Raw genomic sequence first — 14,817 nt, forward strand, 5'->3', positions numbered from 1 at the left:
CCCCCCCCCCCCCCCCCCCCCCCCCCCCCCCCCCCCCCCCCCCCCCCCCCCCCCCCCCCCCCCCCCCCCGGGCCCGTATCCGTGGCCGCCGGCCTTGGGGGGCCGGCCGGCAGGACCGCCGCGTGCCACAGGCGGTCAGACAGCGGACCCCTGGCCGGGCGCCTGGCCGTCCACCTCGTTCGGCAGGGCGCCGCCGAAGCGGCGGTCGCGCTGCGCGTACTCCAGGCAGGCCCGCCACAGATCGCGGCGGTCGAAGTCCGGCCACAGCACGTCCTGGAAGACCATCTCCGCGTACGCGCTCTGCCAGATCAGGTAGTTGGACGTGCGCTGCTCGCCGCTCGGGCGGACGAAGAGATCCACGTCCGGCATGTCCGGGTAGTACAGGTACTTGGCGAAGGTCTTCTCGTTGACCTTCGACGGGTCGAGCCGGCCCGCCGCGATGTCGCGCCCTATCGCCGCCGCCGCGTCGGCGATCTCCGCGCGGCCGCCGTAGTTGACGCAGAAGTACAGCGTCATCGCGTCATTGTTCTTCGTCTGCTCCTGGGCGACCTGGAGCTCCTGGACGACCGACTTCCACAGCTTCGGCATCCGGCCGGTCCACCTGATGCGGATGCCCAGCTCGTCCATCTGGTCGCGGCGGCGCCGGATGACGTCGCGGTTGAAGTTCATCAGGAACTTGACCTCGTCGGGCGAGCGCTTCCAGTTCTCGGTGGAGAACGCGTACAGCGAGAGGTTCTTGACGCCCATCTCCAGGCAGCCGTTGAGCACGTCGAGCACGACGGACTCACCGACCTTGTGGCCCTCGGTGCGCGGCAGCCCGCGCTCCTTGGCCCAGCGCCCGTTGCCGTCCATGACGACCGCGACATGCTTCGGCACCAGCTCGCCGGGGATCTTCGGCGGGCGCGCACCGGAGGGGTGCGGGTCGGGTGTCTTGTACTCGCGGCGGGGACGTCCCAGAATCCCGCGTCGTGCCATGCGGCTCACCACTCCTATTTCTCTACGTACCTCAGCGAGCGCAGGCCGCGCTCCAAGTGCCAGTGCAGATAGGCGGACACCAGCCCGCTGCCCTCCCGGACGTGCCGCGGCTCGCACGCGTCCGCCGTCGCCCAGTCCCCCGTCAGCAGCGCGCTGAGCAGGCCGATGGCCTCCGTGGAGGGTACGACGCTTCCGGGCACCCGGCAGTCGGCGCAGATGACACCTCCCGCCGCGACCGAGAAGAACCGGTTCGGCCCGTGCATGCCGCACCGGGCGCAGTCGTCGAAGCTCGGCGCGTAGCCGTTGACCGCGAGCGAGCGCAGCAGGAAGGCGTCCAGGACGAGGTTCGGCGCGTGCTCGCCCCGGGCGAGGGTGCGCAGCGCGCCGACGAGCAGCAGGTACTGCTGAACGGCCGGCTCGCCCTCGTGGTCGGTGAACCGCTCGGCGGTCTCCAGCATCGCGGTACCGGCGGTGTAGCGGGCGTAGTCGGTGACGATGCCGCCACCGTAGGGAGCGATGGTCTCGCTCTGCGTGAACAGCGGCAGCCCGCGCCCGACGAGTTCGCTGCCGTGCGCGAAGAACTGCACGTCGACGTGCGAGAACGGCTCCAGCCGCGCCCCGAACTTCGACTTCGTCCGCCGCACCCCCCGAGCGACGGCCCGCACGCGCCCGTGCCCGCGGGTGAGGATCGTGATGATGCGGTCCGCTTCCCCCAGCTTCTGGGTGCGCAGCACGATGCCGTCGTCGCGGAAGAGACTCATACGGCCATTGTCGCGTACGGGATCGCGGGCCCGTGCCGGATACATAAGGAGCGAGGTATACTGATATACGACTGCGTGTACATCACGAAGGGGCGCATCCATGAGCCGCACGGTCATCGATCTTGACGACGAAGCACTCGAAGCCGCCGCCAAGGAGCTCGGCACCACCACCAAGCGCGACACCATCAACACGGCACTGCGTGAGGTAACCGCCCGCTACCGGCGACTGCGCTCTCTCGAAGACGCCCGAGCCCTGGTGGCGGAGGGCGGCGTGGACATCGACATCCTCCTCGACAAGCGGATATACCGCGGCGCTGGGGAGGAGTCCGCCGAGTCCCGCCGGAGCGCGTGAATGAATGTCGCCGACTACCTCATCGACACCTCGGCGGTCGCTCGGGTTCTGCTGGGCCGAACCACGCCCGAGTGGGAAGACAGGATCGGTGCCGGTCTTGTCGCGATCTGTGATTTCACGGAGCTGGAAGTCCTCTACTCCGCGCGGTCGACAGCCGACCGGGAACGGCTGAAGTCCGCCCTGAACACGCACTATGCCTGGTGCCCGGTCCCGGACGGGGTCTACCGGCGGGCCCGAGTGGTGCAGGAGCAGCTCACGGCGAAGGGCGAACATCGCAGCGCGGGACCCGTCGACCTCCTCGTAGCGGCCGTGGCCGAGGAGTCCGGGCTCACACTCCTGCACTACGACCGGGACTTCACGACGATCGCCCGTACCACCGGCCAGCCTGCCCGCATGATCGACCTACGGACCTGACAGGTCTCGGTATGAGCCTTGAGCGAGTCACCATCACCATCCCGAGTGAGACTCTCGACGCGGCAAGATCGGCGGCGGAGCGGGAGGGGCTGAGCGTGTCCGCTTGGCTGTCGCGGGCGGCCGAGCGTGCGGCAAGGATCGAAGCCGGCCTGGCGGCCGCCGAGGAGGCCATGGCCGAGGTCGCTGCGCCTTCTCCGGAAGAGCAGGCATGGGTCGACGCCTTCATGGAGAAGGTCGCCCAGCCGCCGGCGCCCGGCTGCCAGCCACGCGGGGCCGGGTGAGCGCGCTGCGCCCGGTGGTGTCGAGCGGGCGCCCTGATCGCCGCCGAGCGCAACCATCCGGCGTTCTGGCGGGCCCCGCGCCATGGTTGAAGCGGTTCGCCAGTAGGCCCCGTCGCTACGGCACCTCGCCGCGGCTGCGCGCGTTGACGTACGCCGTCACCGCGCTCAGCCGTTCCGCCGCCGTGGCCTCCCGTACCGCGTCCGGTGCGCAGTCCCACTCCCGGCCCCCGCCGATCGGCCTGAGCTGGACGTACGGGCCCACGTGCCCCATGACCGTGCCCAGCCTGCCGGTACGGGTGTCGACGGCGTACGACCCGACGGGGGCCCTCACGCCTCCCCCGGCAGCGCGGCGGCCAGCAGCCGTGCCGTCTCGGCGGTGCAGCGGCCCAGTTCGACGAGCGCGGGCCGGTCGGTCGGGTCGACGTACGAGAGCGGGTCGACCCCGAGCGAGGGCAGAACGACCCCGGCCCGCGCGAGCGCGTCGCGCAATTCGACCACCGCGGATTCGGCGAGTTCCAGCTTTCGCGCATTTCTGTTCTTCATGCGTCCAGCCTGGGGAACTCCGCCTACCATCGACAGGGGGACGCGCCCTACAACTGCGCGGCAGCACAAAGGAGTTAACCCATGGGGAATGGTTCGCGGCAAGCCGCCTGGGAATTCTTCGGGGCAGAACTGAAGCGCCGGCGGGAGGTGGCCGGGCTGACGCAGGCGGAGCTGGGCCTGCGGGTCTTCGTATCGGGCGGATACATCGGCCAGTTCGAGCAGGCGATCAGGAAACCGCAGCGTGATGTGGCCGAACGGATCGACGACGCGCTGCAAACCGACGGTATTTTCGAACGGATGTGGCGGAAGCTCATCAACGACCGTCGGTACGCGGAGTATTTCGCTGCGGTCGCGGAGCTGGAAGCGCTGGCGAGGAAGATCTGCATCTTCGCACCCACGGTCGTGCCCGGGCTCTTGCAAACGGCCGAGTACGCGCGAGCGATCACTATCGCGGCCAACCCGTTCGCCACCAACGCGTACGTGGAGGAAAAGGTGTCTGCTCGGCTGGAGCGAGCGCACATCCTGGAGGGCCCTACAAGGCCAGAGTATTGGGCAATCCTGCATGAGAACGTGCTACGCGTCCCGGTGGGCGGTCCTGCTGCCATGGCCAGACAGCTGGAGCACATCGCCGCCCTTGGGCGCGAGCGGACCGTTCTGGTGACCGTGCTCCCCGCCGCAGCTGGCGCCCACGCGTCTATGGCAGGGATGCTGCAGCTCATGGAGTTCGAGGACGCACCTCCAACCACCTATACAGAGACATCGTTTTCGGGGACTCTCGTGGACGATCCGGCGGTGGTGAAGCGGGCACAACGCGCCTACGATCTGCTCAGGGTCGCCGCGTTGTCGCCGGAGGCGTCCCTGGCCCTGCTGGAATCGGCGGCTGAGGATTTCAGACGATGCACGAGTACGACCTGAGTACCGCCCGCTGGCACAAGAGCTCCTACAGCAACGGCGAGGGCGGCGAATGCATCGAGGTCGCGTATGACTTCCCCGGCGCCGCCCGCTGGCGCAAGAGCACGTACAGCAACGGCAGCGGCGGCGACTGCGTCGAGGTCGCTGACGACTTCCCCGGCGTCGTCCCCGTTCGGGACAGCAAGAACCCCACCGGCCCCGCGCTGATCATCAGCGCAAGCGCCTGGGCCGCCTTCGTCGCGAGCGTCAGGGGCTGAGTTCGCCCGGGGTCACCAGCCCCGACTCGTACGCCGTGATCACGAGCTGGGCGCGGTCGCGGGCGCCCAGTTTGCCCATGATCCGGCTCACGTGCGTCTTCGCCGTCAGGGGGCTCAGGCCCAGCGTCTCCGCTATCTCCGTGTTGTTCAGGCCGCGCGCGACCAGGCCCAGCACCTGGCGTTCGCGGTCCGAGAGGCCGTCCGGGCCGCCCGTCGCCGGGGCGTCCGGAGTGCGCAGGACGCGGGCGATCAGGCGGGCCGTCGGGCCCGGGGACAGCAGGGACTCGCCCGCGGCCACCGTCCTGATGGCGGCCAGCAGTTCGGCTGGCTTGGTGTCCTTGACCAGGAAGCCCGACGCGCCCGCGCGCAGCGCCTCGACCACGTGCTCGTCGGTGTCGTACGTCGTCAGGACCAGGACCTTGACCCCCGCGAGGTCATCGTCCGCCGCGATCAGCCGGGTCGCCTCGATGCCGTCCAGCTCGGGCATGCGGATGTCCATGACGACGAGGTCGGCCCGCTCGGAGCGGGCCAGTTCGACCGCCTCCAGCCCGGTGCCCGCCTGCGCCACGACCTCCATGTCCCGGGCCGATTCGACGAGCATCGCGAACGCGGCCCGTACGAGCGTCTGGTCGTCCGCCAGCAGTACCCGGATCATCTCTCCGCCTCCCGGTCGTGGTCGTGGAACGGCAGCACCGCCGAGACCTCGAAGCCGCCGCCGGGGCGGGGCCCCGCGACCAGTGTGCCGCCGGTGCTGCGCGCGCGCTCGCGCATCCCGATGATGCCGAGCCCTGGTGGTCCGCCCGTCTGTTGCGGGCCGGGGCCGTTGTCGGTGACGGTGACCCGCAGTTCGGAGTCGTGGGGCTCCACGGCGACCCGGATGCGGACGGCCGGCCCCGCGTGCCGGACCGCGTTGGTCAGCGACTCCTGCACGATGCGGTACGCGGCGGCGCCGGTCGCCGGGGCGAGCCGGCCCGTCGGCGTACGGACGCGGAGGTCGACGTGCGCGCCGGCCGCCTCCGCCGCGCGTACCAGGCCGGGCAGCGCGTTCAGGTCCGGCAGCGGGCCCTCCCCGGCGGCGGCGCCGCCGCCGGCGGCCCGGAGCACCTGGAGGGTGCCTCGCAGCTCCGCCCGCGCCTCCCGGCAGGTGCCGGAGATGTCGTCGAGCGTCTTGGCCACGGCTTCCCGGTCGAGCCGGTCCGGGTCGGCGGTCAGGACGTGCGCGGCGACGGAGGTCTGGACCCCGATGAGGGTGATGGAGTGCGCGAGCAGGTCGTGCAGGTCGCGGGCGATCCGCAGCCGCTCCTCCGCGACCCGGCGGGCGGCCTCCTCCTCCCGGGTCCGTTCGGCACGTTCGGCGCGCTCCACCATGGAGGCGACGTACTGCCGGTACACCCGGACGTCCACCCCGAAGAAAAGGACGGCGACGATCCAGCCCGAGATGCGGAGCATCTCCAGCCCGTCGTGGGCGCTGATGCCGAACACCACGGTCACGACGATGCCGAGGAGCCCGACCCCGACCAGCATCGTGCGCAGCGGGCGGCCGGTCACGGCGACCGTGTAGAGCGCGATCCAGGTCTGGGGCATCGGGCCCGTGTGCGCGTTGTCGAGCGCGTGGTACGGCAGCAGGACGGCCATCATCGCCACCAGGGCGAGCAGCGGGTTGCGGCGCCGCCACACCAGCGGCGGGATGCTGGCGCCGAGCAGCGCCCAGCCGAGCGCGTCGGGCACCCGCCCGTCGTCGGTAAAGAGGGCGAGTACGACGGACAGCGCACCGGCGCCCCCGGCGATGAGGGCGTCGGTGCGCAGCTTGTGCGGCGCGTCCATCGGGTCGCGGTTGACGACGGCGAGGACGCGCTCGCTCAGGCGCGTGGGCGTGGCTCGGGACACGCGTCCATCCTCCGGTAGACGGCTCCCCTCCGGGGAGGGGGCCGGTGCCCGCCGCCGCTCACGCCCGGCCCGCCGGTTCCTGCGCAGGCGCCGGCGCGTCCCCGTGTACCGTGCCGCCCGCCGCAGGCGACCGGCTGAGGCGGCCCGGCCACCACACCTTGTGGCCCAGGGCCACGCTCGCCGACGTCACCAGGTACGTCCGTACCAGGAAGGTGTCCAGCAGTACGCCGACCGCGATGACGAAGCCCAGCTCGACCAGCGCCACCAGCGGCATGCTCGTCAGCACCGCGAACGTCGCCGCCAGCACCAGGCCCGCCGAGGCGATCACCCCGCCCGTCGTGCGCAGCGCGGTAAGCGCCGCGGCCGTCGGGCCGGCGCCGGACAGCGACTCCTCGCGCATCCGGTGCATCAGGAAGATGCCGTAGTCGACGCCCAGCGCCACCAGGAACACGAAGGACAGCAGCGGCAGCCCGGGGTCGGTCCCCTCCAGGCCGAGGACCGGTCCGAAGACCAGGCCGGCGATCCCGAGCGAGGCGCCCCACACCGCGACCACCGCGGCGACGAGCAGCAGCGGCGCGACCAGGCTGCGCAGCAGTGCGATCAGGATCAGCAGGACGGACAGCAGCACGAGCGGGACGACGATCGTCAGATCACGCGCATTGGTCTCCTCCAGGTCCAGCTGCTGGGCGCTGGGCCCGCCCACGTACGCTCCGTACGTGTCCGTCAGGCCGGCCCGCAGCGCCTTGATGGTCGCCTGTTCCGCCGCCGACTCGGGCTTCGCCTCGGCCATGACGGACAGTTCGGTCCAGCCGCCGCCGGTGCGCCCGCGCTCGACCGCCGCGACCCCCTCCGTCGCGCGGGCCTTCGCCTGCGCCTCGTCCGCCCGGCCGGCCGGCGCGATCACCGCGATCGGCTGGGTGCCCCGGCCGGGGTAGGCCCGGCCCAGGGTCTCCATCGCCGCGACCGACTCCGGCCTGGTGGTGAAGGAGTCCTCCTGCTTGAGGTCGCCGGGCAGGTTGAACGCACCGAGTGCGAGCGCCCCCAGCAGCACACCGCCGGAGACCAGCACGGCGACCGGCCTGCGTCCGGCCGAGCCGCCCATCGCGGCGAACACCGAGCGGCGCTGCTTGGGCTCACTGCCGTACGCCGGTACGAGCGGCCAGAACACGCGGCGGCCCAGCAGGACGAGCAGCGCGGGCAGCAGGGTCGTCATGGCGAGCAGCGCGCACAGCACACCGACGGCGGCGATGGGGCCCATGCCGCGGCTGCTGTTGAGGTCGGCGGCGAGCAGGCACAGGAGTCCGGCGGCCACCGTGCCGGAGGAGGCGAGGATCGCGGGGCCGCAGCCGCGCAGGGCGGCGGTCATCGCGTCGTACGGCCGCTCCCGGCGGTACAGCTCCTCGCGGTAGCGGGAGACGAGCAGCAGCGCGTAGTCGGTGCCGGCGCCGAAGACGAGGATGGTCATCACGCCGGAGCTCTGGCCGCTGACGGTGATGTCGAAGCCCTGGTGGAGGCCGTACACCACGGCCAGCGAGAGGGCGTTGGCGACACCGGCGACCACGAGCGGCACCAGCCACAGCAGCGGGCTGCGGTAGATGACGATCAGCAGGATCGCGACCACCGCGACGGTCGTGTAGAGCAGCGGCCCGTCGAGGGACCCGAAGACCTCCTGGGCGTCCGCGATCAGCGCCCCCGGGCCGCCCACCTCGACGCTCAGGCCGTCGCCCCCCTCGGCGGTTTCGCGTATGTCGGTGACGAAGGCGGCCCGGGCCTCCTCGTCCTGGCCGGGCTCGGTGGAGGAGACCGGGTACATCAGGGTCGTGCCGTCCTCGGACGGGACGCCCCGGGGCGGCGAGGTGAGCCGGTGGTCCCGCGCGATCTCGGCGGTCTGCCGGCCCGCCTCGGCCCGGTCGGCGGCCGTCAGCCCGCCGTCGCGGTGGTAGACGAGGACGAGGTCGGTGGACTCCCCGCCGGGCAGCGTGTCCTGGATCTTCGCGACCTGGGTGGAGTCGGCGTTGGCGGGCAGGTAGTCGACGGCTCGGTCGCGCTGTACGTCGCCGAGCTTCCCGGCGAAGGGCCCGGCGAGCGCGATCACGGCGACCCAGAGGGCGACGATCGCCCAGGGCAGCGCCCGGAGCCTGCCGCGGTACGGCAGCGGCCGCGGTCGTGCGCCGCTCTCTTCCCTTACGGCCCTCGTCACGGGGGCCTCCCCTCCTGTACGGGTGTCTGGTCCTGTCCAGACTCCCGGCCTCGGAGGGCCGATACGTCGCGCGCGCGGCGGACTCGGCGGCTACTGCCACGGGCGGTGCGCCGCCGCGGTTACTCCCCGGGGAGTACGGGCCGGGCGGCGGCCAGCAGCAGCCGGGCCGTGTCGTCGGCGCGCAGTTGCAGCGCGGCGCCGACGGTGGCGAGCACCTCGCGCTCGGCGGCGCTGTACGGGCCGTCGGCGAGGGCGATCCGGGCGCCCTGGAGCAGGATCGACTCGCGGCCGGCGGGGGCGAGGTGCGGGGCGAGCGGTTCGAGCGCCTCGTGCAGCTCGATGGCGAGGGCGGCCCCGCACGGCTCGGGCGTCGCGTCGTACATCTCGGGCAGCCGCCCGGTGTCCGCGGCGAGCGCCTCGATCAGCATGGTGAGCTGGTCCTCGGTGCAGTCCTCGAACCCGGCGGAGCGCACGGTGAGGACGGCGGCCTCCCGGACCGTGCGCGAGGACGTGCCGCCGGCGGCGAGGACGGCCAGCGCGACGGTGTGCACGGCGTCGCGGAGCATCGCGGAGAAGCGGTTGGTGGTGGGGTGGTCGAGGCTGTCGGTGCCGAAGTGGGCGTGGCAGGCGGCGCATTCGACGACGGGGCCGGCCTGGCCGCGCGGCAGCAGCGGGGCGCCGAGGACGGTGAAGCGTCTGCGGCCGGTGCGGCGGCGGTAGTTGCGGTCTCCGCCGCAGTCGGGGCAGAAGAACTCGCCGTCACCGACCGTGGTCCAGGTGGTACGAATGCCCCAGATGCACAGTTTTCGGCCGCTTGGACCCTGGGCTGGCAGCACGTTCCACCTCCGTCAACTCCCCCGTCGCCCTTCGGGCACGGGAGGTGCCCCCGCGGCAGCGTTGCCGCGTTGACGTGATGTTAGCCACATCCGTGAGGTGACGTCAGCACTGTGACGGCAGGTTCGTCCGCCGGAGCGCAGACATGGCCGAACCCCGCCCCCCGCAATCGGGGGACAGGGTCCCGGAGTTGACCTTGAACCCGGAGGTCAGCGGTGATCAGCGGCCCGCGCGGTTGACCGCCGAGACGACCGCCTTCAGCGAGGCACGTGTCGTGTTCGCGTCGATACCGATGCCCCACAGGACACGGCCGTCGATCGCGCACTCGATGTACGACGCGGCCTGGGCACTCGCGCCCTCGCTCATCGTGTGCTCGGTGTAGTCCAGCAGGCGGGCGTCCACGCCGACCGCGGCCAGCGCCTCGAAGAAGGCCGAGATCGGACCGTTGCCGCTACCGGTCAGCACGGTCTCGGTGCCGTCCACGACCGCCTCGACGGTCAGCGTGTCCGTGCCGTCCTTGTCGGTCGTGGTCTGGCCCGAGCGCAGCTGGATCCGGCCCCACGCGTTCTCCGGGTTGGGCAGGTACTCGTCCTGGAAGACGGACCAGATCTGCTTCGGCGTGACCTCGCCGCCCTCGGCGTCGGTCTTGGCCTGGATGATCCTCGAGAACTCGATCTGCATCCGGCGCGGCAGGTCCAGCTTGTGGTCGTTCTTCAGGACGTACGCGATACCGCCCTTGCCGGACTGCGAGTTGACGCGGATGACCGCCTCGTACGAGCGGCCGACGTCCTTGGGGTCGATCGGCAGATACGGAACGGCCCACTCGATGTCGTCCACGGTCTTGCCCTGGGCGGCCGCGTCGGCCTCCATGGCGTCGAAGCCCTTCTTGATGGCGTCCTGGTGGGAGCCGGAGAAGGCGGTATAGACCAGATCGCCCGCGTAGGGGTGGCGCGGGTGGATCTCCATCTGGTTGCAGTACTCGCTGGTGCGGCGGATCTCGTCGATCTGCGAGAAGTCGATCTGCGGGTCGACCCCCTGCGAGAACAGGTTCATGCCCAGCGTCACCAGGTCGACGTTGCCGGTGCGCTCGCCCTGGCCGAACAGACAGCCCTCGATCCGGTCCGCACCGGCCATGACGGCCAGTTCGGCGGCGGCGACGGCGGTGCCGCGGTCGTTGTGCGGGTGGACGGAGATGCAGACGTGCTCGCGGCGGGTCAGGTTCCGCGCCATCCACTCGAACCGGTCCGCGTGGGTGGACGGGGTCGAGCGCTCCACGGTGGCGGGCAGGTTCAGGATGATCTCGCGGCCGGCCTCGGGCTGCCAGACGTCCATGACGGCCTCGCAGACCTCCAGGGCGAAGTCCAGCTCGGTGTCGGTGAAGATCTCGGGGCTGTACTGGTAGCCGAAGATCGTCTCCGGGCCGAGGATCTTCTCGGCGTACTCCATGACCAGCCGGGTGCCGTCCACGGCGATCTGCTTGACGTCGTCCTTGGAGCCCCGGAAGACGACCCGGCGGAAGGTGGGGGCAGTGGCGTTGTACAGGTGCACGGTGGCGCGGTGCGCGCCGCGCAGCGACTCGACGGTCCGCTCGATCAGGTCCTCGCGGGCCTGGGTCAGGACGGAGATGGTCACGTCCTCGGGAATCGCGCCCTCTTCGATGATCGAGCGTACGAAGTTGAAGTCGGTGTCGCCGGAGGACGGGAAGCCGACCTCGATCTCCTTGTAGCCCATGCGCACCAGCAGGTCGAACATCTCGCGCTTGCGGGCGGGCGACATGGGGTCGATCAGGGCCTGGTTGCCGTCACGCAGGTCGGTGGAGAGCCAGCGGGGTGCCTTGGTGATGCGGTTGTCCGGCCAGGTGCGGTCGGGGATGTCGACGGCGTCGTACTGTCCGTACTTGTGGACCGGCATCCCGGAGGGCTTCTGGGTGTGGGTCGCGTTGGTGATGGGCGTGGGGCGACCGACAGACGTGTCAGACATGTGCGTGGGCTCCTCGTGTGTCCGCTGGGACGGGACGGCCGACGGGGCGTAAAGCGCAACACCAGACTCCGCGGGGAGGGGGTCGGCCTACGACTACAGGCCCTCGCCGCGGCAGCTAAGGAGAAGCAGCCCGAAACGCATGATTGCCGCAGCCTAGCCGAGCCGCGCTGTCGGCGCGGGGCTGTATCAGTATGCGGGATCACAGGCAGGTAACGGCCAAAAAGTGACCTATCACTCTATTTGGCTAACCTTCGTCGCAGGTAGTGACAGAGTCATAACCCAGTGCCACATTGCGAGCATGACTGTCCACCACCCCGTCTTCTGCACGATCGTGCCTCCCCACCTCCTCGACCGGCTCGCCCGGGCCGAGGACCCCGCCCTCTCCGGACCCGCCCGGCGCACCCTGGTCGCGGACGCCGCCCAGCGCACCAGGCGCCGGCTCACCACGGTCGTCGGCGCCCCGGCGGCGGCCGCGCCGGCCGGCCCGTCCGGCGAGCAGCCGCGGCGCTCCGTTCACGACGCCGAGCGCGGGCGCGAGCTGCCCGGCCGCAAGGTGCGCGGCGAGGGCGACCCGCCCGGCCAGGACGCCACCGTCAACCGCGCGTACAACGGCCTCGGCGCGACCTTCGACCTCTTCCTGAAGGCGTACGCGCGCGACTCCATCGACGGCAACGGCCTGCCGCTGGTCGCGACCGTCCACTACGACGAGGACTACGGCAACGCCTTCTGGGACGGCGAGCAGATGGTCTTCGGCGACGGAGACGGGGAGATCTTCCTCGACTTCACGCTGCCGGTGGACGTCATCGGGCACGAGCTGGCGCACGGCGTCACCCAGTACACGGCGAACCTCACCTACTTCGGACAGCCGGGCGCGCTCAACGAGTCCGTCTCCGACGTCTTCGGCTCGCTGATCAAGCAGTACACACTCGACCAGACCGCGGCCGAGGCGGACTGGCTGATCGGCGCGGGCCTGCTCGCCGAGCGCGTGAGCGGGGTCGCGCTGCGCTCGATGAAGGCTCCCGGCACGGCGTACGACGACGACGTACTCGGCAAGGACCCGCAGCCCGCGACCATGGACGACTACGTCCGCACCGGCCGCGACAACGGCGGCGTACACATCAACTCGGGCATCCCCAACCACGCCTTCTACCTGCTCGCCACCGAGCTGGGCGGCCGGGCCTGGGAGCGCGCGGGGCAGATCTGGTACGACGTGCTCACGGGCGGCGAGCTGGCCGTCGACGCGAGCTTCGCCGATTTCGCCCGGCTCACGGTCGCCGCGGCGCGCAGCCGCTACGGGGAGGGCGCGGAGCACCAGGCACTGGTGAAGGCCTGGTCCCGGGTGGGTGTCCCGCACGAGACGCGGGGATAGACATGGACCCATGCGTATCGAAGTAAGGCGTACCGGGGGCTTCGCGGGCATCGAGCGCCACGCCGAGGTGGACACCTCGGGGCGGCCCGACGCGGACGAGTGGCACGCCCTGGCCGAGGAGGCGCTCTCCGAGGGCCGGGGGGTGCCGCCGGCAGGGGTGCCGGACGGGTTCTCGTACCAGATCACGGTCGACGGCCGCACGGTCTACTGCGCGGACCCGCGGCTCACGGAGGCGCAGCGGAAGCTGATCACGCGGGTCCTCAAAGAGGGTGCGTGACCGGGACACGCGGTGCTTGGATGCCGGCGTGACTCTTGATCAGCTTGAGCAGCTGCAGCAACTGGAGCAGTTCTACGACGCCGTCCCGCGCTCCGACGCGCGCGCCGAGGACTTCGGACCGCTGACCCTCTTCGTACGGGAGGGGCCGGGCTGGCCGTTCTACGCGCGGCCCGCGCTCGGGCACCCTGGGGCGGCGACCGCGGCGGACGTGGACCGCGTCCGCGCGCGGCAGCGGGAACTCTCCATACCCGAGGCCTTCGAGTGGGTGCACGAGACGACCCCCGGCCTGCGCAAGGCGATCGAGGAGTCGGGCCTGACCGTCCACGCGCACCCGCTGATGGTGCTCGCCGACGACGCTTCGGTCCCGGAGCCGTCCACGTCCGCGTCCGTACGGGTGCTGGGCGCCCAGGACCCGTTCCTGGCGGCCGCGCTGACCGTCCCGCATCCAGGGGCTGTCCGGCGGATCTTGGCCGGGGCCACGACGCCTGGCACGGCACCTCGCCGCGTTGCCGAAATGCCCGAATAGCTCCGCTATTAGGGCACTCCGGCGCCTTGCGATGCAGCTCCGCATCGAAGGGCCGGGAAAAGAGCGGAGACGGAGCGAAGCGCAGTGCACCAGACGCCGCGTCCTATCCGGCCCTGATCCGCCGGACAGCCCCTCGCCTTCGCCGCGCCGGGCACCGCGATCGGTCCGGCGGGCCCGGCGGAGCTGGCCGCGGAGATACCGGACCGCGCGACGGACGGCTCGCTGGAACAGCTCGCCGGGCGGATCCGGGCCGGGCTGACGGTGGTGGCCGCGGCGGTGGAGGACGGCGTGGTGCTCTGCGCCGGCCAACACAACCCGGTCGGCGGCGTCACCGAGATCGTCGGCGTGGGCACGCTCCCCTCCGCCCGCCGCCGGGGCCTGGCCCTCGCCGTGACGGCGGCCCTGGTGGCGGACGCGCGGGCGCGCGGCGTCGGGACGGTGTTCCTGTCGGCGGGCGACGAGGACGTGGCCCGGATCTACGCCCGCCTCGGCTTCCGCCGGGTGGCGACGGCGCTGATCGCGGAGCCCGTCGAATAGCCGACCCAGCTGACGCCATACCGCAGTATGGTGGAGGGCATGGCCACCAAGAAGATCACCATCACGCTCCCCGAGGAGCTGGTGGAGTCCGCCCGTGAGCTCACCGACAATCTCTCCGGCTATGCCGCGGACGCCCTCGCGCGCAAGATCCGCAACGATCTGCTCGCCGAGGAGCTGCGCCGGTACCAGGCGGAGCACGGGGCCTTCACCGACGACGAGCGGGCCGCGGCCGACGCCCTGCTGCACGGTTCCGCCGCCTCGCACGGTGAGGCGGCGTGAGCGTTCTCGTTCTGGACTGCCAGGGGCTGTCCGGCTGGCTGGCCCAGGACCGCAAGGTGGCCGCGCTCATCGACGCGGCGCAGCGGAGCGAGACCGATCTCGTCATCAGCGCCAACACGATCATCGAGGTCACGCACGCACGGACGGACACGGCCCGGCTGAACTGGCTGCTCTCCCGCATCAAGGTGGAACCCGTCACCGAGCAGAGCGCAAAGGCCGCGGCGAAGCTGCTCAGGGACGCCGGCCTGCATGGGCACAAGTACGCCCTTGACGCCACGGTCGCCGAGGCCGCCCTGCGGCAGGCCGGGCCGGTCGCGATGCTGACGTCGGACGTCGACGACATGGCCAAGCTCTGCGGCGGCCGGGTCCGGCTCATCGCCCTGTGAGACGCCCGAACGGCGGCTCACAGCCGCACTCTTGACACATCGTCAGA

The 14,817-nt window shown here is 71.5% G+C and carries 20 protein-coding genes; 11 read left to right on the forward strand and 9 right to left on the reverse strand.

Features of this window, described 5'->3' with window-relative positions:
- Nucleotides 1–135 precede the first annotated feature (135 nt).
- Nucleotides 136–975, reverse strand: a complete 840-nt coding sequence (locus ACWV17_RS22510) for an isoprenyl transferase (protein WP_455361182.1) — start codon at nucleotides 973–975, stop codon at nucleotides 136–138.
- 14 nt (nucleotides 976–989) lie between these two features.
- Complete coding sequence (gene recO / locus ACWV17_RS22515; RefSeq protein ID WP_455361183.1) at nucleotides 990–1,736, reverse strand: DNA repair protein RecO; 747 nt, start codon at nucleotides 1,734–1,736, stop codon at nucleotides 990–992.
- A gap of 100 nt (nucleotides 1,737–1,836) precedes the next feature.
- On the opposite strand from recO, the gene ACWV17_RS22520 reads away from it, so the two are divergent.
- Genes ACWV17_RS22520 through ACWV17_RS22530 form a run of 3 tightly spaced genes read left to right on the forward strand, consistent with a single transcriptional unit; the run spans nucleotide 1,837 to nucleotide 2,783 of the window.
- Entirely contained in the window at nucleotides 1,837–2,088 is a 252-nt protein-coding gene (locus tag ACWV17_RS22520; protein ID WP_455361184.1) for a type II toxin-antitoxin system VapB family antitoxin, read from the forward strand.
- Nucleotides 2,089–2,502, forward strand: a complete 414-nt coding sequence (locus ACWV17_RS22525; RefSeq protein WP_455361185.1) for a PIN domain-containing protein — start codon at nucleotides 2,089–2,091, stop codon at nucleotides 2,500–2,502.
- Between the two features lie 11 nt (nucleotides 2,503–2,513).
- Nucleotides 2,514–2,783: a hypothetical protein gene (locus ACWV17_RS22530; RefSeq protein WP_455361186.1), complete on the forward strand. Its 270-nt coding sequence runs from the start codon at nucleotides 2,514–2,516 to the stop codon at nucleotides 2,781–2,783.
- 115 nt (nucleotides 2,784–2,898) lie between these two features.
- On the opposite strand, the gene ACWV17_RS22535 is transcribed toward ACWV17_RS22530, so the two are convergent.
- Together ACWV17_RS22535 and ACWV17_RS22540 are read right to left on the reverse strand one after the other, a co-directional pair.
- Nucleotides 2,899–3,114 (reverse strand): hypothetical protein, encoded by a 216-nt coding sequence (locus ACWV17_RS22535; protein ID WP_455361187.1) that lies wholly within the window; start codon nucleotides 3,112–3,114, stop codon nucleotides 2,899–2,901.
- Nucleotides 3,111–3,326 carry a hypothetical protein gene (locus ACWV17_RS22540; protein ID WP_455361188.1) on the reverse strand — a complete coding sequence of 72 codons (216 nt, stop codon included), beginning with the start codon at nucleotides 3,324–3,326 and terminating at the stop codon, nucleotides 3,111–3,113. Before ACWV17_RS22540 ends, ACWV17_RS22535 begins: the two co-directional genes overlap by 4 nt.
- An 81-nt stretch (nucleotides 3,327–3,407) precedes the next feature.
- On the opposite strand from ACWV17_RS22540, the gene ACWV17_RS22545 reads away from it, so the two are divergent.
- Complete coding sequence (locus ACWV17_RS22545) at nucleotides 3,408–4,241, forward strand: helix-turn-helix domain-containing protein (protein WP_455361189.1); 834 nt, start codon at nucleotides 3,408–3,410, stop codon at nucleotides 4,239–4,241.
- The gene (locus ACWV17_RS22550) at nucleotides 4,223–4,495 is read left to right on the forward strand and encodes a DUF397 domain-containing protein (RefSeq protein ID WP_455361190.1); all 273 of its coding nucleotides are present in this window, start codon (nucleotides 4,223–4,225) and stop codon (nucleotides 4,493–4,495) included. The genes ACWV17_RS22545 and ACWV17_RS22550 overlap by 19 nt, the downstream gene beginning before the upstream one ends.
- Here the strand turns inward: ACWV17_RS22550 and ACWV17_RS22555 are convergent.
- The 5 genes from ACWV17_RS22555 to leuA form a co-directional block, all read right to left on the reverse strand.
- Nucleotides 4,485–5,150, reverse strand: coding sequence for a response regulator (locus ACWV17_RS22555; protein WP_455361191.1), 666 nt, complete (start codon nucleotides 5,148–5,150; stop codon nucleotides 4,485–4,487). The two genes, ACWV17_RS22550 and ACWV17_RS22555, sit on opposite strands and share 11 nt — an antisense overlap.
- Nucleotides 5,147–6,319, reverse strand: a complete 1,173-nt coding sequence (locus tag ACWV17_RS22560; protein ID WP_455361235.1) for a sensor histidine kinase — start codon at nucleotides 6,317–6,319, stop codon at nucleotides 5,147–5,149. The genes ACWV17_RS22555 and ACWV17_RS22560 overlap by 4 nt, the downstream gene beginning before the upstream one ends.
- 121 nt (nucleotides 6,320–6,440) lie before the next feature.
- The gene (locus ACWV17_RS22565) at nucleotides 6,441–8,582 is read right to left on the reverse strand and encodes an MMPL family transporter (protein ID WP_455361192.1); all 2,142 of its coding nucleotides are present in this window, start codon (nucleotides 8,580–8,582) and stop codon (nucleotides 6,441–6,443) included.
- 119 nt (nucleotides 8,583–8,701) lie between these two features.
- On the reverse strand, nucleotides 8,702–9,418 hold the full coding sequence (locus tag ACWV17_RS22570) for a TerB family tellurite resistance protein (RefSeq protein WP_455361193.1): 717 nt from the start codon (nucleotides 9,416–9,418) through the stop codon (nucleotides 8,702–8,704).
- A gap of 217 nt (nucleotides 9,419–9,635) precedes the next feature.
- Entirely contained in the window at nucleotides 9,636–11,396 is a 1,761-nt protein-coding gene (leuA, locus tag ACWV17_RS22575; RefSeq protein WP_455356376.1) for a 2-isopropylmalate synthase, read from the reverse strand.
- Nucleotides 11,397–11,694: 298 nt separating this feature from the next.
- On the opposite strand from leuA, the gene ACWV17_RS22580 reads away from it, so the two are divergent.
- The 6 genes from ACWV17_RS22580 (at nucleotide 11,695) to ACWV17_RS22605 (ending at nucleotide 14,770) form a co-directional block, all read left to right on the forward strand.
- Complete coding sequence (locus ACWV17_RS22580; protein WP_455361194.1) at nucleotides 11,695–12,765, forward strand: M4 family metallopeptidase; 1,071 nt, start codon at nucleotides 11,695–11,697, stop codon at nucleotides 12,763–12,765.
- 10 nt (nucleotides 12,766–12,775) lie between these two features.
- On the forward strand, nucleotides 12,776–13,042 hold the full coding sequence (locus tag ACWV17_RS22585; RefSeq protein WP_455356378.1) for a protealysin inhibitor emfourin: 267 nt from the start codon (nucleotides 12,776–12,778) through the stop codon (nucleotides 13,040–13,042).
- A 28-nt stretch (nucleotides 13,043–13,070) separates the two neighbouring features.
- Entirely contained in the window at nucleotides 13,071–13,568 is a 498-nt protein-coding gene (locus ACWV17_RS22590) for a hypothetical protein (protein ID WP_455361195.1), read from the forward strand.
- A gap of 264 nt (nucleotides 13,569–13,832) precedes the next feature.
- Complete coding sequence (locus ACWV17_RS22595; protein WP_455361196.1) at nucleotides 13,833–14,105, forward strand: GNAT family N-acetyltransferase; 273 nt, start codon at nucleotides 13,833–13,835, stop codon at nucleotides 14,103–14,105.
- Between the two features lie 39 nt (nucleotides 14,106–14,144).
- Nucleotides 14,145–14,384, forward strand: a complete 240-nt coding sequence (locus tag ACWV17_RS22600) for a type II toxin-antitoxin system CcdA family antitoxin (protein ID WP_455361197.1) — start codon at nucleotides 14,145–14,147, stop codon at nucleotides 14,382–14,384.
- Complete coding sequence (locus ACWV17_RS22605; RefSeq protein WP_455361198.1) at nucleotides 14,381–14,770, forward strand: PIN domain-containing protein; 390 nt, start codon at nucleotides 14,381–14,383, stop codon at nucleotides 14,768–14,770. Before ACWV17_RS22600 ends, ACWV17_RS22605 begins: the two co-directional genes overlap by 4 nt.
- Nucleotides 14,771–14,817: the final 47 nt, after the last annotated feature.

The sequence above is a fragment of the Streptomyces mabaensis genome (genome assembly GCF_053763515.1).